This window comes from Pseudomonas pisciculturae (genome assembly GCF_015461805.1).
GTDB lineage: Bacteria > Pseudomonadota > Gammaproteobacteria > Pseudomonadales > Pseudomonadaceae > Aquipseudomonas > Aquipseudomonas pisciculturae.
Genome location: NZ_JACVZE010000012.1, coordinates 43,873 through 63,413, shown reverse-complemented (window position 1 = coordinate 63,413; position 19,541 = coordinate 43,873). Strand labels below are relative to the sequence as shown.

Sequence of the window (19,541 nt, the reverse complement as noted above, 5' to 3'; positions counted from 1 at the left end):
GGAAAAATTAATGAACGCATTCTTCATGAGCGCGGGCACGCTGCTGCGCAAAGTTTGGGTCTGGAGCCTGTTGCTGACCTTGGCGTGCGCGCTGCTGGTGTGGTTTTTCGGGCCGTTGCTGGCGGTGGATGAACATCGTTTTTGGCAAGGGGCGACCGCGCGCCTGCTGACTATCAGCGCACTATTTTTGCTGTGGGGGCTGGCGATGGTGGTGGTCAGCGGTCGGCGCGTCGATCGGCTCAACCGACCGGAGAACCAGGTGCATCAACAGCAGTTGGGGTTGGTGGAAGATGAACGCAGGCAGGTACGGGGGCGTTTCAAGGAAGCACTGCAAACCCTGAAGAGCTCGCGTCGTTATGGTGATCGTGGCGAGCGTTGGCGCAAGGAGTTGCCTTGGTACCTGGTGCTAGGCGAGCAGGGCAGTGGCAAGACGTGCTTGTTGACTGCCAGCGGATTGCCGTTCGCGTTGGATCGAAGCGAGGCCCTGGCGGCTGGCGCGACTGCCTACTGTGACTGGCATTTCGCCGACGAGGCCGTGGTGGTCGAGACCGCCGGTCGCTACGTGGATCAACCTGACAGTGCAGTGGATGCCGCAGGCTGGTCGACGCTGTTGGGCTTGCTAAAGTCGCGGCGCCGGGCACACCCGCTCAACGGCGTGGTGGTGACTCTGTCGGTCGATACGCTGGTGAGCCGCAATGAACATGATCTGGAACTGCATGCGCGTCACGTGCATAACCGCTTGCAGGACATCCAACAGACATTGCGGGTGGATATACCGGTTTACCTGGTGCTGACCCAGGCTGATCGGTTGGCGGGGTTTACCGAATTCTTCGATGGGCAGCAGGGTGACGGCGCAGACGCTGTGCTGGGGGAGTGCCTGGTCACCAGCAAGGCTGGGACCGAAGTGCGCCAAGTGCGCGCGGCGTTCCAGACATTGCTGCAAAGATTGGGGGCCGAGCTGATTCAGCGTCTGCACCAGGAGCGGAGCATCGAGCAGCGCGGCCAGTTGCTTGAGTTCCCGCGTCAGGTTGCCCACATCGGGGACTCGCTGTGCCTGTTTGTCGAGTCTGCCTTCTCAGCCCATCGCTATCAGCGAATCAACGGCTTGCGCGGGTTCTACTTGACGTGCGCCGGGGCTGGGGATCGACGCACGCATTTTGCCCACGGATTGTTTCACCGGGTGATTTTCGCCGAAGCGGGCCTCGCTGGGCTGCATGCTCCGGAGCTACACCGCATCCGGCGCCGACAGGGGCTGTTGGCGTTGGCTGCGGTGTTGGTCTTCGGCGCAATGGGCGTGCTGTGGTCGCACAGTTATTGGGTCAATCACCAGCGTTTGGCGCTACTGGCCGAACTGGTCAAACCTCAGGGGGCAGACCACACGGGGTCAGACGACACTCAGGCAATGCTGGCGCTGCTGGATAGTCGCCTGGAGGCGACGCGGGTGTTCCCGTCGGTGGCAGAGGCTCGATGGGTGGACCGTGCCGGTTTGTATCAAGGGGAAGTGAGTCGCCCGTTGTTGGAGGCTGCCTATGAACAGGCTTTGCACCGGCAACTGTTATCCCACGTGGCAACGTTGCTTGAGCAACAGGTTCACGCAAGCCTCGACGACCGCGAACGGTTATTGGAAACCCTACGCGCCTACCTCATGCTCAACCTGCGAGAACGACGGGACGTCGCCTGGTTGGCGGAGCACGTAGCAGGTCAGTGGTCAGCACGTTACCCAGGCCAGACATCAGTACAGAAACGGTTGGCCGAGCACCTTGGGCGCCTGCTTGCACAACCCTTCGTGGTGCCGCTGAGCGACGGATTGGTCGCCCAGGCGCGTTTGCAATTGCGCGGCGAGTCGCTGGCGGATGTGGTCTATCGTGCACAGCGAGAACAGGCTCGTGGCCTGGAGCCACTGCGTTTGGCCGAAGGGCGGGCATTCTCCACCGCCGAGTCACTTATCCCTGGTTTCTACACTAAAAAATACGTGCAGTACTTTGAGACACAGGGCGCTCGTCTGGTCAATGCGATCGTCCAGGATAACTGGGTACGTGGCGCCGGCACCGACCTGAGCACAGCGGACTTGCGCCGATTGATGCTGGAGTTGGAGCAGCGCTATTTCAGTGAGTATGCCGATACGTGGAGCCAGGCGATCGGTCAGGTTCGAATGGTGGAAAGTGACAGCCTGAACCAAGGCGTCGACCAGCTTGCAAGCCTCACCTCCGCCCAGTCTGAGCTGGTGCAGTTGTTGCGTCAGGTGCGTGAAAATACGCGATTGCTATCTACCGGTGATCGGCTTGAGGCGCTAAGCCAGCAGGCGAGTGAGGTGGGCGTGCCCGCGTTGAGCCCGCTGCTCAGTCAATTGCCTGGGTTGGCGCCGCCTGACTCTGCACGGCGTGCGTTACAGCGCCGCTTCGAACCTCTGCATCAGTTGTTTGATGAACAGCTCAATCCTGGGGCTGAGCTGACACAGGCATTGCGCCTGCTCGATGAGTTACACCTGCAACTGGCGGCGCTGCACCGGGAGAGTGCGCCGGAGCAGGCAGCATTCAAGATGGTGAAACTGCGCATGGAAGGGCAGCAGCCTCTGTTGGGTAATGTGCGTGATGCCGCCGCACGCCTGCCGCTACCGCTGAGGGGGTGGGTGGAAGCCGTTGCTGACGACAGTTGGCGCCTTTTACTTGAGGGGGCGTACGGCTACGTGAATCAACGTTATCAAAGTGAGGTCCATGGCTTTTACGTCAAGGCGATCCAGCGGCGGTATCCGTTCACTGCGCATGCCGGCAGTGACGTTGCTTTGGGTGATTTTCAGGCGTTTTTCAAAGACCGGGGCGTGATCGCGCGTTTTTATGAGGGGTACTTGCGGCCGTTTGTTAGCGCCGAAGGCGGCCGTTATCGGTTGCGCGGCCTGGACGGACGTAGCCTGCCGCTGTCGCGCTCGTTTCTGGACCAACTGAGCAAGGCCCAGGTGATCCGGCAGGGTTTTTTTAACGAGGATCAAGGCGAATGGGCCGTGCGCTTCACATTGGCGCCCTACAGCCTGGATCAGGCAGTCAGCCGGGCGACCCTGCGCATTGGCGAGCAACAGCTCGAATACCGTCACGGGCCCATTGTACCGATGACATTCAATTGGCCCAGCGAAGCGGGCAACGCTCGTAGCAGCCTGGTGTTGGAGCGCGGCACTGATAGGCCGATGGGTATCGAGAAAAACAACGGGGCCTGGTCATGGTTTCGGTTGATGGAGCTGATGCAAAGCGAGCCTGCCAGTGGCCGGGCAGGGCAGATACTCAAAGCCGATCTTGCCGGATTGCGTGCCAACTACCTGCTGACCAGTCAGCGCAGCCCCAGCCCTTTCCAAATGACGGCCTGGCACAGTTTTCGCCTGCCGGATCAACTATGAGCCAGCCAGTGTGGCGTAGCGCCGGACGAACCACGCGCGGCAAGAGGCGTGAGCGCAATGAGGACGCGTACCTCGACTGCCCTGAACGCGGTTGCTGGGCAGTGGCCGATGGCATGGGTGGCCACCGGTCGGGGGACGTGGCAAGCCAATGGGTCATCAGTAGCCTGGCTTCGTTGTCAGGGCACGGCACCTTGGATCAGCGTATCGAGGGGGTGCGACGATGCCTGCGGATACTCGATAGCCGACTGGGGCAGGGTGGCATGCCGGACATCATGGGCAGCACCGTGGTTGCCTTACTGCTCGAAGGCAGTCGAGCTGCCTGTATCTGGGCGGGAGATAGTCGCTGCTACCTCTGGCGAGGGCAGCGCCTGTACCAACTGTCGCGGGACCATTCCTTGCTGCAGCAGCTCATGGATAAGCAGCAGTTGAGCCTGGAGCAGGCCCGGGCTCAACCTGGTGCCCGCGCCTTGACCCGTGCAATCGGTGCCCGTCAGCCGCTGAGCCTTGAGGTGTTGGAGCTCAGTATTCATCCTGGGGACGTGTTTCTTTTATGCAGTGACGGCTTGTACCAAAACCTGAGCTACAGCGACCTTGGGCGCGCGATGAATGCGGGTACACCAAGGCAAGTGGTGGCCCGGTTGTTCAGCGACGTGTTGCGAGGGCCCGCAGGGGACGACCTCACCGCAGTGGTGGTGCAACCATGAGCGCGCCGGCCGGCCCACCGACGTTACTGGCTGGACGCTATCAACTTGAGCGAGTCTTGGGTACAGGGGGGATGGGTATCGTTTATCGTGCCCGCGACCTGTTGCATGACGTGTTGGGAGAGCCCGACTCCAGCGTGGCATTGAAACTGCTAAGTGAGACATTTTCGGAGTCTCCTGATGCACACCTGTTGCTGTACAGCGAATTCGCCCTGACCCGCAGCCTGCGCCATGAACATGTGGTACGCGTGTTTTCTTTTGAAGTCGACACCGCTCACCAGCTCGCCTTCTTTACCATGGAGTTGATGCATGGCATGACGCTGGACAACCTGCTGGTGGAGTGTCCAAGTGGCTTGCCTTGGCACGAACTGCAACCGATGGCCTTGCAGCTCTTGGATGCTCTTGCCTACAGCCATCAGCAAGGCGTACTGCATGGCGATGTGAAACCGGCCAATATTATGTTGGGTGAGCAGGGGCTGCGGCTGTTCGACTTTGGCCTGGGCCACTCCGAGCTGAAAACGGCGGCCGGGCTTCCTGGCTTGAGTCGTAGCCGTCTGCATGCCTGGACGCCGGCGTATGCCGCGCCAGAACTGATGGCCGGCGGCGACCTGTCGGTCAGCACCGATGTGTATGGTGCCGCCTGCGTGCTGTACGAACTCGCTCATGGTCGGCGGCTCGGTGATCATCAGTGTAACCAGCAGTTACCAAGACCTCGGCAATTGCCCCCGCATTGTTGGTCAGCATTACGTTCAGCGTTGAGCACCGACCCTGAGCGCCGAATCGTATCTGTCACCGAATTGCGTGAAGCCATGGCGCGTGGGCGCCGTCGTTGGTTCCTTTAGTTGAGACGTCACCCTGTCAAATCATGCAGCTGGCAGTATTCGACCCAACTGAGCCCGGCCATTTGCGCCACTTCCTTGTGCACTTCAAGACGTTGTGCTTCAAACGCTTCGGGAGAGTCTGTGGTCAGCTTGAGGGTCAGCTCCCAAGCAAACAGCCCCTGATGTTCGGCCTCCGCTTCGAAGGCTTCATGCAGGCGTTCGGCGCGGTATTGCGCTTGGGTTTCACCCTTGGCCTGGGCGGCCAGGGGGTTCAACGTGTCCAGTTGTGCGGCGACCTCGGGGTGCTGCGCCAGGAATATATCCAGCGCCAGTTGGTGGTTTTCGCCAGGCGGTGAAAGCGTGTCTTGCATCAAGCGTGTCTCCTGGGTGGCTGCTGCCGTAGCAGGCAATATTCCTTTGCTACCCATTGAAGCAGATTCGGGGGTGGCTCAGGTCTGAAAATCCGGATATCGGGGGAACCCCTAAGGCGGCCATATCCGTAGCGTAAAAAAAACCTGGATAGATGGCAAAAGGCTTTCTCTCGTAGTGCAAGGACGTGTAGCGTTAGCCTCGGTGTTTTCGACCCTGCCTTCCAGGGACGCAGGCGTGGGCAGAGGGACGGGTCATGGCGCAAACGCTTTTCAAGCTTTTCTTCACCCAACGTCTGGCCGCCTTGGCCAGCACCGAATCGTTGCGTGCGATTCGCGAAGGGCTCTTGTGGATATTGCCGTGCCTGCTGGTGTCGGCAGGCTTTCTGATCCTGTCCGAGTGCGCGCGGGTGTTGGGCTTGGACCCGCAGGTGGTGGCCTTTCTTTCGGGGCTGCACAACCAGATCAGCTCAGTGATCCCGTTGTTGGTGGCTGCCTCCATCGGCTACATGCTGGCAATCCAGCACCGCCTGCCGCAGCTGCCAGTGGCATTTCTATGTCTGGCCCACGTGGTGGTGGCGACGTTTATCCTGCGCGAGTATCCCAGGGCGTCAGCCACCTTTGTCCTGTTTATTGCCATTGCCTCGCCTCTGCTCAATGTACCGGCCATTGCCTGGTTGCACCGCTACCGTTGGACACGCTTAGTCAACCAAGAGCTGGTGGGGCACAACCTCAGGGGCGCCATCAATATGGTACTGCCAGGGGCTATTACCGCACTGGTGTTGGTTGTGGTGTTGTCCTTGCTGTTACAGGTGCCCTATGTGGCGCAGCTTCAGGGGCCCCACGTTCTTGGCGCGTTAGAGTCGCCCTATGGCAGCGGTCTGTTTGTGACCCTGATGAACTCCCTGCTGTGGTTTTTCGGCATTCACGGCGTATATGCCCTGCAGCCGCTGTTCGATGTGCTGGACCAGGCGGTCGTACTCAACGGTGCGGCACTGGCAGCTGGGGAGCCGATCAAATACGTATTGAACAGCGGCTTGTTGGGGAGCTTTGGGTTTATCGGTGGCTCGGGCGGCGCGTTGTGTCTGTTGGTGGCGATCCTGCTGTTTTCCAAAAGCCAATCAATGCGCCTGTTAGCGATGGCGAGCTTACCGTTATCGCTGTTCAACGTCAGTGAGGTGTTGCTGTTCGGCTTGCCGATCATCCTCAACCCGCGCCTGTTCATCCCGTTTTTGCTGGTGCCGGCGATCAACACGATGCTGGCATTGACGGTGGTGCTGTTGGGGTGGGTATCGCCAGCCGTCGCAAGCGTGCCGTTTACCGCGCCGGTGCTGCTCAATGCTTATTTGAGTACCCACGGCGATATGGCCGCGGTGGTGTTGCAGTTGGTGTTATTGGGCGTGGGCACCTTGGTGTATGCGCCGTATGTGCGTGCGATCCATCGCCAAGCTACCGAGGGCGGCACGGTGTACCTCAAGTCCCTGGACATGACCTTTCGCGGCCTTGAGGAAATGGGCCGGCTGCGCGAGATGGACCCGGTGCTGGCGGCCCACAAGACCCTCGCACGCCAGGCCAGCGAATTGAGCCATATCCAGCAGATCAGCGACTACGAGTTCTACCTTGAATTCCAGCCTCAGGTATCGACCCGCACCGGCCTGTGTACCGGCTGCGAAGCGCTGATGCGTGCCCGCGACGCCAAGGGCACCGTGCATTCGCCCTGGGAGTTCCTGCAATGGCTGGCCCAGGCGCGCTTGATGCCGGATGTCGATGTGTGGGTCGCCTCCGAGGCAGTGCGCCAGTACCAGACATGGCAGAAACTTGGTTTTGCTTTGCCGATGACTATCAACATTTCCAGCGCGACCCTGACCGATGCCGCGTATGGCGAGCGCCTTGTGCAGATCCTCGCCCAGGCCCATGGGCAGGTGTCGGTAGAAATCACCGAAGATGCGCTGGTCGGCGATACCCCGGCAACGCGCCAGACCATCGGCAAGCTGCAAGCTATCGGCGCCAAGGTCTACATCGATGACTTCGGCACCGGGTTTTCAGCCTTGAGTTACCTGCACCAATTCCCGGTGGATTTCATCAAGATCGACCGCAGTTTTGTTGTGGCCCAGCACGACCCCAAGGGGGCTCAGGTACTGACGGGTATGCTGCGTTTTTGCGAAGCACTCAACCTCGGCGTGGTGGTTGAGGGCGTGGAAACGGCCGAGCAGTTGGCCTTTCTGAATACCGGGGGCGAGTTGTTTATCCAGGGTTGGTATTACAGCAAGGCGCTGCCGGGGGATCAGTTGCAAGGGTTTGTTCGTGAGCGTGCGGCGTTGGCTGAGGCTTAGTTGGCTGATGTACACGATCTGAATGTGGGAGCGGGCTTGCTCGTGAAAGCGGTGGGTCAGCCAATGGATCCGTTAACTGACAGCCCGCATTCGCGAGCAAGCCCGCTCCCACACGTTGAACGGAGTTCGGCAAACTAACCGGGCGGTAATCTAGGCAGGGTCAGCACCGCGCTGGGTCTGTTCGATTTCATCCACCAAATCATAGAGGCGCGCCAGGCGCTCGCGGTTGTCGTGGTCCCACGGGTGAAACCCCGGTTTGAAGTAGTGCAGCCACGGCCGCAGCATCCGTGGGAATACGCCTTTGGGCCCGTATAGAAACTTGAGCATGCGCCACAGGCCTTTCCAGAACCCCACCGCCTTGCGGTCAGCGATCAGCAGCCGCACGTGAAAGTCCAGCACCACCAGCCAAAAGAACACCGTGGTGGTCAGCATGGTGCCGGTACGCAGCAGGTAGCGTTTGGGCCCGGGCGTGATCACGGTGTTCCAGACATCAAAGGCCACGGCTTTGTGCTCGGTTTCTTCGAGAGCGTGCCAGTACCACATTTGTTGATAGCCCTTGAGCGAGTCGCCAAAGCGCGTGGGGTCGCTGAGCAGGATCTCGGCCAGCATCGCCGTGTAGTGCTCCAGGGCAATGGTGATCGCCAGGTTGAACGACGGCGCGAAGTGTTTCTTTTGCAGGTCGAGGATGAATTTGAGACGGCGATCCAGGGTGTGCGCCGGCAGCCCGGCAGCTTGCAGCAGGTCGTTATAGGCCACGTGTTCGCGGCTGTGCATGGCCTCCTGGCCGATAAACCCCTGGATCTCCTTTTTCAACTCGGGGTCGTGGATGTCTTGGCGGTAGTGCCGCACGCTGTCCATGAAAAACAACTCGCCCTGGGGAAACAGCAGCGACAGCGCATTAAAAAAATGCGTGATGAACGGGCCTTGTTCATGCCAGTCGGTGATGCGCTCGGGGGGCAGGGCAAAGCGGATATCGCGACGGATAGGCAACATAGTGCGTACTCCTGTTCAGAGTCGGGGCTCGTCGTTGGGTTCATACACCGGCGTGCGCGGCTTGGGCGCCATGCGCTTGCTGGCGAACACAACCAGGGCTTGATAGGCCGCAGGCAGGCAGCGGGCGAGCAGGTCGAGGCAATACGCATCGCGGCCGATCAACACGCGGCGTTTGTTTTTGCGTACGCCCTGCAGGATGACCTTGGCGGCCTGGTCGGCATCGGTGATAAACAGCTTTTCGAAGTCGGCGCGGGCCTGTTGTTCACTGTGGATCAGAAAACCGGTCATGTTCGCGTCGATACGGCTGCTGCGGCAGATATCGGTACGAATACCGCCGGGGTGTACGCAGGTGGCCGAGACGCCGCAGCGCTGCATATCCAGTTCCTGGCGAAGGGATTCGGTGAAACCACGCACGGCAAATTTGGTGGCGTTATAGCCGCTCATACCGGGCTGGGCAAACAGGCCGAACACGCTGGAGGTGTTGATCACATGGCCTTCGCCGCAGGCTTTCAGGTAGGGCAGGAACGCTTTGGTGCCATAGACCACGCCCCAGAAATTGATCCCAACGATCCACTCCAGGTCGGCGTAGCCCACGCCTTCTACCGTACTCGACAGCGCCACCCCGGCATTGTTGAACACCAGGTTGACCTGGCCATGCTCGGCGACGCAGCGAGCGGCCCAGTCATCCATGGCCTGGCGGTCCGAAACATCCAGCACTTGGATAGTGACGTTCACGGGTGACAGGGTTGACGTTTTGATCAGCGCCAACGTCTGCTCCAGCCCTTGGCTGTTTTTGTCTGACAGCGCCAGGTGGCAACCCTCCCGCGCCAAGGCTAGCGCCAGGGAACGACCCATGCCGGATGCCGCGCCCGTGATCGCGGCTACGCGGCCGTTGAATGACTTCATGACAGGCTGCCTTCTGTAGAGGGGAGGGGCGCCGCAACCGGTTGGGCTGGCGCAGGGATCGGCCGCAGGCTGACCACATAATCCTTGAGTGCAAACTGCCGGGTGACCTGCTTGAAACGCCAGGTCGAGCCGGGCCACAGGGTGGTGTTTTTGCCGGTGCGCGGGTCGAGGTACCAACTCTGGCAACCTCCGGTGTTCCAGATGGTGCGCTGGAGCTTGGCCTGCAACTGCTGGTTGTAAGCGCTTTCGACCACGGGTTTGACGTCGACGGTTGCGATGCGATGCCGCTGCATTTGCTTAAGGGCGTCGAGGATGTAAGTGACCTGGGCTTCGATCATCAGGATCATCGAGTTGTGCCCCAGGCCCGTATTGGGCCCGACAATCAGAAACAGGTTGGGATAGCCCGGCACGGTGGTGCCCTTGTAGGCATGGGCGCCGTCGTGCCAGGTGTCCATCAGGTCGACGCCACCGCGCCCGATGATGCAGTCGCGGGGCAGGGGGTCGGTCGCCTGGAAACCGGTACCGAATATCAGGCAGTCCGCCGGGTGCTTGATGCCGTCCGCTGTGACCACGCCATCGGCTTCGACACGCAACACCGGGTGGGTCACCACCTCCACATTGCTGCGGGTCAGGGCGGGGTAGTAGTCATTGGAAATCAGCACGCGCTTGCAGCCGATGGTGTAGCTCGGCGTCAGGGTCTTGCGCAGGGAAGGGCGCGCCACTTGTTTATGCAGATGACGCAGGGCAATTTTCTGCACCATGTTCATCAAGCGCGGGTGCAGGGCAAAGCCCACCACGCGACCTTCCAGCGCCCAGTAAAAGGCGCCGCGCAGTAGCCGCTGGGTGAAGGGCAGGTGCTTGAACAGCCAGCGTTCGAGCGGCGTAATCGCTCGGTCGGGCTTGGGCATGATCCACGGCGGGGTGCGTTGGAACAGATCCAGATGGGCCACCTGCGGCGCGATCCGGGGCACAAACTGGATGGCGCTGGCCCCGGTGCCGATTACCGCGACCCGTTTGCCTTTGAGCGAATAGCCGTGGTTCCACTGCTGGGAATGAAAGCGCTCGCCCTTGAAGCTGTCGAGCCCTGGAATAGCCGGCAATGCCGGGCGTGACAGGCCGCCCATCCCCGACACCAGCACCCGTGCACTGACCTGGCGACCATTGCTGAAGGTCAGTTGCCAGCGTTGCTGCGCCTCATCAAACACGGCGCGCGCCAGGCCCATGCCAAAGCGCAGGTAGGACCCCAACTCAAAACGTTCAGCGCACTGCTCCAGATAGGCACGTATTTCCGCCTGCGGTGCGAACTGGCGGGTCCAGTCGGGGTTGGGCGCAAACGAAAACGAATACACGTGGGACTGCACATCGCAGGCGCAGCCAGGGTAGTGGTTGTCGCGCCAGGTGCCGCCGAGGCTATCGGCCTGTTCGGCAATCAAGAAGTCGGTAAACCCGGCCTCCTTGAGCTTGATAGCCATGCACAGCCCGGCAAAGCCTGAGCCGATGATGGCAATGTCGATTGAATCATTGTGGGCATTCATAGGCGGGTTCCTGTGCTCCTGTTTTTGTTTTGTCTTTTAGATAAAACACCATTGCAAAGGAAAAATGAATTAATTATTTTAAAAAAGATTTTAAATGATCTACCTGAAAATACCGCCTACGCTAGTCTCTGGCGCCTCATGTGCGAGTTGTCCGACGGGCAGCACCTTGCGCACGTAGTTAAGGAACAGCGCGTTAACGGTAGCTGAGGCCTGCACCAATACCGGTCAGGTCGTCGGCAGCAGGGAAGCAGAGGACCGAGCTATGGCTGTGGAATGGTTTTTCGCTGGCGCCGCATTCGTGGGCGTGAGCGCGTTGCTGTGGGGGTTCAGTGCGCGGATGACGCGGCGCATTGAAGCGGCAGTGCCGATCAACGGGCGCTTTGTCGAGGTCAATGGCGAGCGCTTCCATTATGTCGAAGAAGGTAAAGGCCCACCGCTGGTGATGATCCACGGGCTGATGGGCAGCAGCCGCAACCTCACTTATGCGTTGTCCGGTCAGCTGGCTGGGCATTTTCGCGTGATTACCATTGACCGCCCAGGGTCGGGTTATTCCACCCGCCATAAGGGCACCCCGGCCGACTTGCCCGCCCAGGCCGGGCAAATCCTGGGGTTGATCAAGACCCTTGGCCTGGAGAAACCCCTGGTGCTGGGGCACTCCCTGGGCGGCGCGATTTCGCTGGCGCTGGCACTGGACCATCCCGAGGCGGTATCCGGCCTGATCCTGGTGGCACCGCTCACCCACCCTCAACCCACGTTACCGATGGTGTTCTGGTCATTGGCCGTACGCCCGGGGTGGTTGCGCCGCTGGGTCGCCCATACCCTCACCGTGCCTATCGGCATGCTCACCCGTCGCTCGGTGGTGAAAGGCGTGTTCACCCCAGACCAGGCCCCTGACGATTTTGCCACCCGTGGCGGCGGCATGCTGGGCATGCGCCCGGATAACTTCTATGCGGCCTCCAGCGAGATCGCCCTGGTCAACGACTACCTGCCGGCGATGGTCAAGCGCTACCCGCAACTGACCGTGCCCATCGGTTTGATCTACGGCGCAAAGGACAAGGTGCTGGACTTCCGCCGGCACGGCCAGGCCCTGGCCGACAAGGTGCCCGGCCTCAAGCTGCAATTGGTAGAAGGGCGGGGCCATATGCTGCCGATCACCGCTACAGCGCGGGTGGTGGAGGCGGTGCAGCAGTTGGCAAAGCGCACGCGTTTATCTGAAAGCGCCACGATCCTGCATGCCCCGTTCGCCCTGGCGAACAAATAATCATGCGGTTCATTGCGGGTCGAATCGTCGCAAATGCCTACTCTAGAGACCTGACCAAAAGCACAAAAAAACGACTGCCCGGTCATGTTCAAAAGGGTTCAAAAAAATAGTTGACGACCTACCGATTCCGCGTTATTTATTTAAAAAAATATTTCAATTTATATTTTGAAATGATTTTTGAAATGCCTAAGAGCGAATAAAAATGAAAAAAACGTCTTTTATCGCATGGTTGATTTCCTGGGGCATCCAACGCTCCTCGAACCTGTTTACTGTCTGCCTGCCAGCTCGCCTCACCCGGAGGCTGCCATGAACCAGACCCTGGCAGCGCCCGCCGTATGGGCCGATGGCAAGCGTCATCTCTGGTGGTTGGGCATCATGCCCTTGGCGACTCCATTGTTGTCCGGCGCCTTGGCGATCGGTACCGGCATCCAGCAATTGTGGTGGGTCGGCGTACTGGTGATTTTTGGTTTCATCCCCTTGATCGACGGCCTGCTCGGCGAAGACGTCAGCAACCCGCCTGAGTCCGCCGTCAGCCACTTGGAAACCCAACGCTACTATCGCTGGATCGTCTACACCGGTGTGCTGTTTGTGATCTCGTCAGTGGTGATCACCGGTTGGCTCGCCGCCGGCGGCATCGAATGGATCATTCAGGGCGGCCTGTTGCAAGCCACCGCCGGCCTTGAGCCTTCCAGTTGGCTGGCCCGAACTGCCGACTTCATCACCGCCCGCACCCAACTGCATGGCGAACCGAGCTGGGTGACTTACCTGGCGATGGCCATGGCCACCGGTGCGGCCACGGGGATTGCCATCAACACCGCCCACGAGTTGGGGCACAAGCCCAAACCGTTGGAAGTGTTCCTCGCCAAGGTCACCCTGGCGCCGACTTTCTACGGGCACTTCTACACCGAACACAACCGTGGCCACCACGTGCGGGTTGCCACGCCGGAAGACCCAGCCAGCTCGCGTCTTGGTGAAAGCTTCTGGGCCTTCCTGCCACGTTCGGTGTGGTTCAGTGCTCGCTCGGCCTGGAACCTGGAGCGCGAACGCCTGCGCAAACTGGGGTTGCCGGCCTGGCACTGGCAAAACGGCGTGCTCAGCGCCTGGATGTACAGCGTGGTGTTGTGGGGCGCGATGATCGCCTGGCTGGGGGCGGCGGTGATTCCGTTCCTGATTATCCAGGGCATCTACGGTTTCTCGTTGCTCGAAGTGGTCAACTACGTCGAACACTACGGCCTTAAACGTCAGAAGTTGCCTAACGGCCGTTATGAGCGTTGCTCGCCACGCCACTCCTGGAACAGTAATCGAATCGTCACCAATATCTTCCTGTTCCAACTGCAACGGCACTCCGATCACCATGCCAACCCCACGCGCAGTTATCAGTCGTTGCGCCACTTTGATGAGTCGCCGCAACTGCCTTACGGCTACGCAAGCATGATTGTCTGGGCGTATGTGCCGTACTTGTGGCGACGCCGCATGGACCACCGTGTACTCAACCACTATGCCGGGGACATCACCCTGACCAATCTTCAACCGTCTCAGCGTTTGAAGTACCTGGAGAAATACAGCGGTTCTGCCAAACCGTTCTGATACCCATCAGACAGTCAGTAACGCGCTCGGGATCTGTGCATCGCGCAGGTCTCTATCGCCCAGGCTTTGCCTGAAAACGTTGCAAGAAAGTGGTTTGACCCGAACAACAATAATTAAAGGGAAGGACGTACACCATGCAAACACCTGCCAAGTTCACCACCCATATCGTATTGGCCGCGCTGAGTCTGATTGCCTATCACCAGGCCCAGGCCGCGCGCATCGAGCCGGCCGGCAGTGCGTTCACTGCCCAGGGCCCCATCAGCTTTTCGAAGGGCGCGTTGATCAGCGCCGACTGCACCATCAAAGTCGCGGGCAAAGTAGCGGCGGATGGCTCATCGGTGAATGTCGACAAAGTCGAATTCGACGGTGGCCTCAAGTGCAGCCGGGTTGAAGCCATCAACTTGCCGTGGATATTAATCGCCAAAGACACCAAGAGCGGCTCCATGTCGAAGATCAGCGTGGATGTTCATGCCTTCGGCCTGGGCGGCAAGTGCGGCCCTTCCACCGCAGACGGTACGTGGGATAACGCCACCGGCAAGTTGGAAGCCGCCGATGTGCCGATTGGCGAAGACTGCAAGATCAAAACGGTGTCGATCAAGATGCCGCCAAACTTCAAAGTTGTGGAATAAGCGTCAGCAGCTGGTGCGGTAATTGAATTGAGATTTGGCTGGAAAGGGAAGTTCCGCTTGTTTCACCGTGACCTCTCGTTCATGGCCATTACCCCTGGCGAAATGAATTCGCCTAAACATGTGAGGAAAAATAATGAAAAGCTTTAAAACCCTCGTTTGTGCAACTTCTTTTGCTCTGTGCTTTGGCGCCATTTCAATGGCCAATGCAGCGACCATTGCTCCTGCTGGCGCGTCTTTCACAACGGCGGGCTCCATTAGCGTGCGGTCGCCGGCGTCCCTGAATATTCCGGTCACTTGCAACATTATCTTCACCGGTACTGTGAATAGCGGGGGCGCGGGCGCCTCAATCACGGGTGCCACGGTCAGCGGTTCCAACCCGCTGTGTGCTGTTCCGGTGTTGAGCAACCTGCCATGGCCGCTGACCGTTGCCGGCACAGGTCCTGACGCGTTCACCGGCACCGTGACAGGGGTGAAATTCAAAATCGTCTCCGACTGCAACACTGCGCCGGTGAGCATTGCGGTTAACTGGAAGAACTCCACCAACTCGCTGAGTATTTCGACTCCGCAAACCGTGGGCTCTTGCTCCATTACCGCGCTCACTGCTGTTCCGACTCCAGCCTTTACCGTCAGCCCATAAGCACGCTGAGTACGTGACGTGATGATCACACGTTGAAATGGGCAAGTGCCTCGAAAGGGGCACTTGTTTGAATGGATCGCAAGGGTGAATTACAACAATACGGAGTGGGGCATGAATAATAAGAAAATACACGCACGCACGTTTATGGGCATGGCCGTGATCGGCGGCCTGATGGTTATGACGGGCAGTGCGCACGCCGGCGGGTTCTCTACTCCGACTTTCGGAGCGGAGGGCTGGGGCCGCGCATTCGGTGGTGGTTCGATGTTCAAGAATGACCCGTCCGCTGCCTATAACAACCCGGCCGCGATGGCCTTCATTGACCGCAATATCTCGCAGTTCAACGTGGACTATGCGCGAATCAATATCCACTACAAGGGTAGCGCCAGGGACTATGCGGGCAACCCGACGTCCAGTACGACCGTTGATCCTGATACCTTTGAATTCAATTCCGTGCCTCGCGAAGGTGACGGTGGGCAAGGCGGTTTTACCGCCTGGGTGCCGACCGGGTTTATGGTCATGCCCATCGGTGACCGTTTCGCCTTTGGTCTCAGCCAAGTGGTGCCCATGGGCGCACGCACCACCTGGGACAATGATTGGAAAGGGCGGGATTTTGCAGTGGATACCCGTATCGAAACCGTTGGGTTGACCGGCTCGCTTTCGTTCAAGGTCAACGACGAGTTTTCCATCGGCGGTGGCGCCATTGTTCAGCACACCAAAGGCTTCGTCAGCCAGAACGTTGACCTCTATGCCGCTGCTGCGCTCGCTCCGAATTCGATCCCATTTCCTGCTGGCATTGGCTATTCGTTGATGCGAGTCAAAGTCGACAATACCTCGGTGGGCTGGTTTGCCGGCTTGGCCTGGAAGCCAACCCCACAAGACACGCTGGGTTTGAACTACCACGCCAAGATCAAGAACAAGCTGGAGGGTAAATACAACATCTACGCCGACGAAGGTTCAACGGCTCTGATTGAAGGGGGCTTGCCGGGGATTTTGTATCCAGGTCTGAACCTTCAAATGAACGGTAAAGCCTCGACCCAATTGGACGTTCCGGCCAGCGCCGCTTTCGATTGGGTTCACCAGTTCAATGATCGTTTTACCCTCGGAGCGAGTGTTTTGTGGACACAGTGGTCTTCATTCAAAAGCCTGACGCTGAAGTCTGAAGGGTCGACCATTGTTGCCATTCCTTACAACTACAAGGATGCCTGGATGGTCTCCCTCGGCGGCGACTATAAGCTCACCGATGATTTCACGTTGCGCGCTGGGGTTGCGACCGACCAGACACCCACCCGCAACTCCACCCGCGACCCACGTATCCCGGATGGTGACCGTATCTTCACCTCGCTGGGCTTCGGTTACAAAATCAGGGCTATTCCAGGCCTGGGCATCGACGGCTCCTACTCCCACCAGTTCGTGGAAAAAGCCAAGTTGAAAACCCAGAACCAGGATCGATTGGGCGGTGCCTCGCTCGATGGTAAAGCCGAGGCCTATGGCGATGTCTTTGCCCTGGGGTTGACGTACGAGTTCTGATTGCGCAAGCCGTGCCAGGCCGGGGTAGAACTGCAGTCAGCGCATCTTTCTGCAGGTTGTCACACCGGCCATGTACCGACGGGTTGCCCACTCGGCCTGCTCCGATTTTCTGAATTATTGAACCGAAAAGGCTGACGCGCTCAGCCGTGATTGTTTCGCCAAAGCATTAAATAAAAATTTCAAAACATAATTTGAATTTGGCTTTCCAAGTTTGTAGTGTGGCTTTACGGCGCAGGTCATCTCGACCTGTCGCGCCCAAGCCGTACCCTGAATCGAGTAGAGGTATCCCCATGGTCATTTGGTTATTGGTGGGTTTCGCAGCAGCGATTGCCCTGGCGTATCGACAAGCCACCGCCACGCTATGGCTCGGCGTTGGCCTGGTGTGGCTGGCGGCGGGTTACCTGTTCAATATGGTCGCCGCGTTGGGTACCACGGTCGCAGGGGTACTGGTGATAGCACCGGCATTGCTGATGACCATCAAGCCCCTGCGCCGCGCATTGTTGACCAGCAAGGCCCTGGGCCTGTTTCGTACGATCATGCCGGCGATGTCCGACACCGAACGCGCCGCTATCGAGTCTGGCACTGTGTGGTGGGACGCCGAGCTGTTCAGCGGCAAACCCAACTGGCAGCGCCTTTTACACGCAGCACCGGCCAGCCTCAGCGCCGAAGAGCAAGCCTTCCTCGACAATGAAGTCGAAACCCTCTGCGACATCGCCAACGATTGGGAAACCACCCAGGTCTGGCAGGACATGTCCCCCGAAGGCTGGCAGTACACCAAGGACGCCGGGTTTCTCGGCATGATCATTCCCAAGCAGTACGGCGGCAAAGGTTTCTCCCACTATGCGCACTCGCAGGTGGTGATGAAGTTGTCGACGCGCTGCTCGGCGGCGGCGATTTCGGTGATGGTGCCCAACTCCCTGGGCCCGGCCGAACTGCTGTTGCATTACGGCACCGATGCCCAACGTAACTACTACCTGCCGCGTTTGGCGCGGGGGGAAGATATCCCGTGTTTTGCCCTCACCAGCCCGTACGCCGGCTCCGATGCTGGCGCCATCCCGGACTTGGGCATCGTCTGCAAAGGCACCCATGAAGGCCAGGAAGTACTCGGCTTTCGCGTGACCTGGGACAAGCGCTACATCACCCTCGGCCCAATTGCCACGGTGCTGGGCCTGGCGTTTCGCGCCGAAGACCCGGACGGTTTGCTCGGCCCGGCCGGCTCTTTGGGGATCACGTGCGCGTTGATCCCGACGTCGCATCCGGGCGTTAACAGCGGTCGCCGTCACTGGCCGCTCAATGCCGTGTTTCAGAACGGTCCTACTACCGGCAAAGATGTTTTCATCCCGCTGGAGTGGGTCATTGGCGGTCGCGAACAGGTCGGCAACGGCTGGCGCATGCTGATGGAGTGCCTGGCCGCCGGGCGTGCGATTTCCCTGCCATCGGCCAACGTCGGGCTGGGCAAGGTGGCGGTGCGCGGCACCACTGCCTATGCCGCGATGCGCAAGCAGTTCGGCCTGCCCATCGGCAAGTTCGAAGGGGTGCAGGCGCCGTTGGCGCGCATGGCCGGGCATCTGTATGCCTGCGATGCAGTGCGCAAGGTGTCGGTGGCCTCCCTGGACGCGGGTGAAAAACCCTCGGTGATCTCGGCCATTGCCAAGTACCACGTCACCGAGCGTGCACGCATCATCGTCAACGACGGCATGGACATCGTTGCCGGCAAAGGCATCTGCATGGGCCCGAACAACTTCCTGGCCCGCGCCTACCAGCAAAGCCCCATCGCCATTACGGTTGAGGGCGCCAACATCATGACCCGCTGCCTGATCATCTTTGGCCAGGGCCTGATCCGTTGCCATCCCTATGTGTTCCGCGAAATGGAAGCGGCGCGCAACCCGGACCGGCGCAAGGCGCTGGAAGACTTCGACAGCGCGATGTTCGGCCATGTGAGTTTTGTATTGGCCAACACCGTACGTGCTGCGGTGCATGCGCTTACCGCAGGGCGGTTGATTTCGGTGCCGGCCAAGACCGACCCGGCGATGGCGCCTTACTACCGCCAGGCCAATCGTCTGTCGGTGGTGCTGGCGTTGATCTCGGATGTTTCCATGGGCGTGTTGGGCGGTGCCCTCAAGCGCAAAGAAAGTATCACCGGGCGACTGGGGGATATTCTGTCGCAGCTGTACATCCTGTCCTGCGTGCTCAAGCGTTTTGAGGACGACGGTCGTCCCCAGGCGGATCTGCCGCTGGTGCACTGGTCGGCCCAGGATGCGCTGCTGCGGGCTCATGAAGCGCTGGCCGAAGTACTCGATAACTACCCCTCCAAAGCCGCCGCTGCCGTGGTGCGGGGTTTGACGTTCCCGTTTGGCATCCCGCTGCGCAAACCGTCGGATCGTCTGTTGGCCGAAGTGGCCGATGTGGTGCAGACCCCCGGCGAAACCCGCGACCGTTTGCTGGGCAATTCCTACATCCCGCGCCCGGAAATCGACAAGCTGGCGTATGGCGAACTGGGTTTTCGTTTGTTGCCACAGGTGGAGTTGATCGAAGCGCGGCTCAAGCCGGCCATCAAGCAAGGCGTGATCGAACCCATGCCGATTTCTGCCACGGCCTTTACCCCTTGGCGCGTGAAGGCGCGGGCGCTGGATTTGATCAGCGACGACGAAGACGCCTTGCTGGCGCGCTATGTGGAATACGCCGACCACGGCATCCAGGTGGATGACTTCCCGCAGGACTTCGGCTTGCTGGAGGCGTTGCAGCAGCGCAAACAGGCGTTGGAGCCGGCGGCAAAGCGCAAATCCAGCCAGGGTGAAAACGCCTCGGTCAACTAGGTAACACGCGGTCAATTGTGGGAGGGGGCTTGCTCCCGATAG

The 19,541-nt window shown here is 59.7% G+C and carries 14 protein-coding genes; 10 read left to right on the top strand and 4 right to left on the bottom strand.

Features of this window, described 5'->3' with window-relative positions:
- The first annotated feature begins 10 nt into the window (after window positions 1-10).
- From tssM to ICY20_RS26095, 3 genes are read left to right on the top strand one after another with little or no spacing between them, the layout of a single operon-like run.
- Window positions 11-3,385: a type VI secretion system membrane subunit TssM gene (gene tssM / locus ICY20_RS26105; RefSeq protein ID WP_194939009.1), complete on the top strand. Its 3,375-nt coding sequence runs from the start codon at window positions 11-13 to the stop codon at window positions 3,383-3,385.
- Entirely contained in the window at window positions 3,382-4,089 is a 708-nt protein-coding gene (locus tag ICY20_RS26100; RefSeq protein ID WP_159961948.1) for a PP2C family protein-serine/threonine phosphatase, read from the top strand. Before tssM ends, ICY20_RS26100 begins: the two co-directional genes overlap by 4 nt.
- Window positions 4,086-4,928: a serine/threonine-protein kinase gene (locus ICY20_RS26095; RefSeq protein WP_194939008.1), complete on the top strand. Its 843-nt coding sequence runs from the start codon at window positions 4,086-4,088 to the stop codon at window positions 4,926-4,928. The genes ICY20_RS26100 and ICY20_RS26095 overlap by 4 nt, the downstream gene beginning before the upstream one ends.
- Before the next feature lie 8 nt (window positions 4,929-4,936).
- Here ICY20_RS26095 and ICY20_RS26090 read toward each other — a convergent pair whose 3' ends face one another.
- Window positions 4,937-5,278: a DUF6388 family protein gene (locus ICY20_RS26090; protein WP_194939007.1), complete on the bottom strand. Its 342-nt coding sequence runs from the start codon at window positions 5,276-5,278 to the stop codon at window positions 4,937-4,939.
- A 254-nt stretch (window positions 5,279-5,532) separates the two neighbouring features.
- On the opposite strand from ICY20_RS26090, the gene ICY20_RS26085 reads away from it, so the two are divergent.
- Window positions 5,533-7,608: an EAL domain-containing protein gene (locus ICY20_RS26085; protein ID WP_194939006.1), complete on the top strand. Its 2,076-nt coding sequence runs from the start codon at window positions 5,533-5,535 to the stop codon at window positions 7,606-7,608.
- A gap of 150 nt (window positions 7,609-7,758) precedes the next feature.
- On the opposite strand, the gene ICY20_RS26080 is transcribed toward ICY20_RS26085, so the two are convergent.
- From ICY20_RS26080 to ICY20_RS26070, 3 genes are read right to left on the bottom strand one after another with little or no spacing between them, the layout of a single operon-like run.
- On the bottom strand, window positions 7,759-8,601 hold the full coding sequence (locus ICY20_RS26080; protein ID WP_194939005.1) for a metal-dependent hydrolase: 843 nt from the start codon (window positions 8,599-8,601) through the stop codon (window positions 7,759-7,761).
- Window positions 8,602-8,616: 15 nt separating this feature from the next.
- Complete coding sequence (locus ICY20_RS26075; RefSeq protein ID WP_194939004.1) at window positions 8,617-9,507, bottom strand: SDR family NAD(P)-dependent oxidoreductase; 891 nt, start codon at window positions 9,505-9,507, stop codon at window positions 8,617-8,619.
- Entirely contained in the window at window positions 9,504-11,042 is a 1,539-nt protein-coding gene (locus ICY20_RS26070) for a flavin-containing monooxygenase (RefSeq protein WP_194939003.1), read from the bottom strand. Before ICY20_RS26070 ends, ICY20_RS26075 begins: the two co-directional genes overlap by 4 nt.
- A 262-nt stretch (window positions 11,043-11,304) precedes the next feature.
- Between ICY20_RS26070 and ICY20_RS26065 the strand changes: the two genes are divergently transcribed.
- The 6 genes from ICY20_RS26065 to ICY20_RS26040 all read left to right on the top strand — a co-directional run bounded on the left by ICY20_RS26065 (window position 11,305) and on the right by ICY20_RS26040 (window position 19,499).
- Window positions 11,305-12,303: an alpha/beta fold hydrolase gene (locus ICY20_RS26065; protein ID WP_194939002.1), complete on the top strand. Its 999-nt coding sequence runs from the start codon at window positions 11,305-11,307 to the stop codon at window positions 12,301-12,303.
- 306 nt (window positions 12,304-12,609) lie between these two features.
- Entirely contained in the window at window positions 12,610-13,890 is a 1,281-nt protein-coding gene (locus ICY20_RS26060; protein ID WP_159961956.1) for an alkane 1-monooxygenase, read from the top strand.
- A 134-nt stretch (window positions 13,891-14,024) separates the two neighbouring features.
- The gene (gene praA / locus ICY20_RS26055) at window positions 14,025-14,519 is read left to right on the top strand and encodes an alkane oxidation protein activator PraA (protein ID WP_194939001.1); all 495 of its coding nucleotides are present in this window, start codon (window positions 14,025-14,027) and stop codon (window positions 14,517-14,519) included.
- A gap of 133 nt (window positions 14,520-14,652) precedes the next feature.
- Window positions 14,653-15,156 (top strand): alkane oxidation protein activator PraB, encoded by a 504-nt coding sequence (gene praB, locus ICY20_RS28200; RefSeq protein ID WP_228758593.1) that lies wholly within the window; start codon window positions 14,653-14,655, stop codon window positions 15,154-15,156.
- Window positions 15,157-15,267: 111 nt separating this feature from the next.
- Window positions 15,268-16,683, top strand: coding sequence for an outer membrane protein transport protein (locus tag ICY20_RS26045; protein WP_159961958.1), 1,416 nt, complete (start codon window positions 15,268-15,270; stop codon window positions 16,681-16,683).
- Between the two features lie 290 nt (window positions 16,684-16,973).
- The gene (locus ICY20_RS26040; RefSeq protein WP_194938999.1) at window positions 16,974-19,499 is read left to right on the top strand and encodes an acyl-CoA dehydrogenase; all 2,526 of its coding nucleotides are present in this window, start codon (window positions 16,974-16,976) and stop codon (window positions 19,497-19,499) included.
- The last annotated feature ends 42 nt before the right edge of the window (window positions 19,500-19,541 follow it).

Excerpts from the sequence above, each read along its gene's own strand:
- ICY20_RS26100 (WP_159961948.1), top strand. The coding sequence starts at position 3,382 with ATGAGCCAGCCAGTGTGGCGTAGCGCCGGACGAACCACGCGCGGCAAG.
- ICY20_RS26040 (WP_194938999.1), top strand. The coding sequence starts at position 16,974 with ATGGTCATTTGGTTATTGGTGGGTTTCGCAGCAGCGATTGCCCTGGCG.
- ICY20_RS26095 (WP_194939008.1), top strand. The coding sequence starts at position 4,086 with ATGAGCGCGCCGGCCGGCCCACCGACGTTACTGGCTGGACGCTATCAA.
- ICY20_RS26085 (WP_194939006.1), top strand. The coding sequence starts at position 5,533 with ATGGCGCAAACGCTTTTCAAGCTTTTCTTCACCCAACGTCTGGCCGCC.
- ICY20_RS26070 (WP_194939003.1), bottom strand. The coding sequence starts at position 11,042 with ATGAATGCCCACAATGATTCAATCGACATTGCCATCATCGGCTCAGGC.
- ICY20_RS26065 (WP_194939002.1), top strand. The coding sequence starts at position 11,305 with ATGGCTGTGGAATGGTTTTTCGCTGGCGCCGCATTCGTGGGCGTGAGC.
- ICY20_RS26045 (WP_159961958.1), top strand. The coding sequence starts at position 15,268 with ATGAATAATAAGAAAATACACGCACGCACGTTTATGGGCATGGCCGTG.
- ICY20_RS26090 (WP_194939007.1), bottom strand. The coding sequence starts at position 5,278 with ATGCAAGACACGCTTTCACCGCCTGGCGAAAACCACCAACTGGCGCTG.
- ICY20_RS26075 (WP_194939004.1), bottom strand. The coding sequence starts at position 9,507 with ATGAAGTCATTCAACGGCCGCGTAGCCGCGATCACGGGCGCGGCATCC.
- praA (WP_194939001.1), top strand. The coding sequence starts at position 14,025 with ATGCAAACACCTGCCAAGTTCACCACCCATATCGTATTGGCCGCGCTG.
- praB (WP_228758593.1), top strand. The coding sequence starts at position 14,653 with ATGAAAAGCTTTAAAACCCTCGTTTGTGCAACTTCTTTTGCTCTGTGC.
- tssM (WP_194939009.1), top strand. The coding sequence starts at position 11 with ATGAACGCATTCTTCATGAGCGCGGGCACGCTGCTGCGCAAAGTTTGG.
- ICY20_RS26060 (WP_159961956.1), top strand. The coding sequence starts at position 12,610 with ATGAACCAGACCCTGGCAGCGCCCGCCGTATGGGCCGATGGCAAGCGT.
- ICY20_RS26080 (WP_194939005.1), bottom strand. The coding sequence starts at position 8,601 with ATGTTGCCTATCCGTCGCGATATCCGCTTTGCCCTGCCCCCCGAGCGC.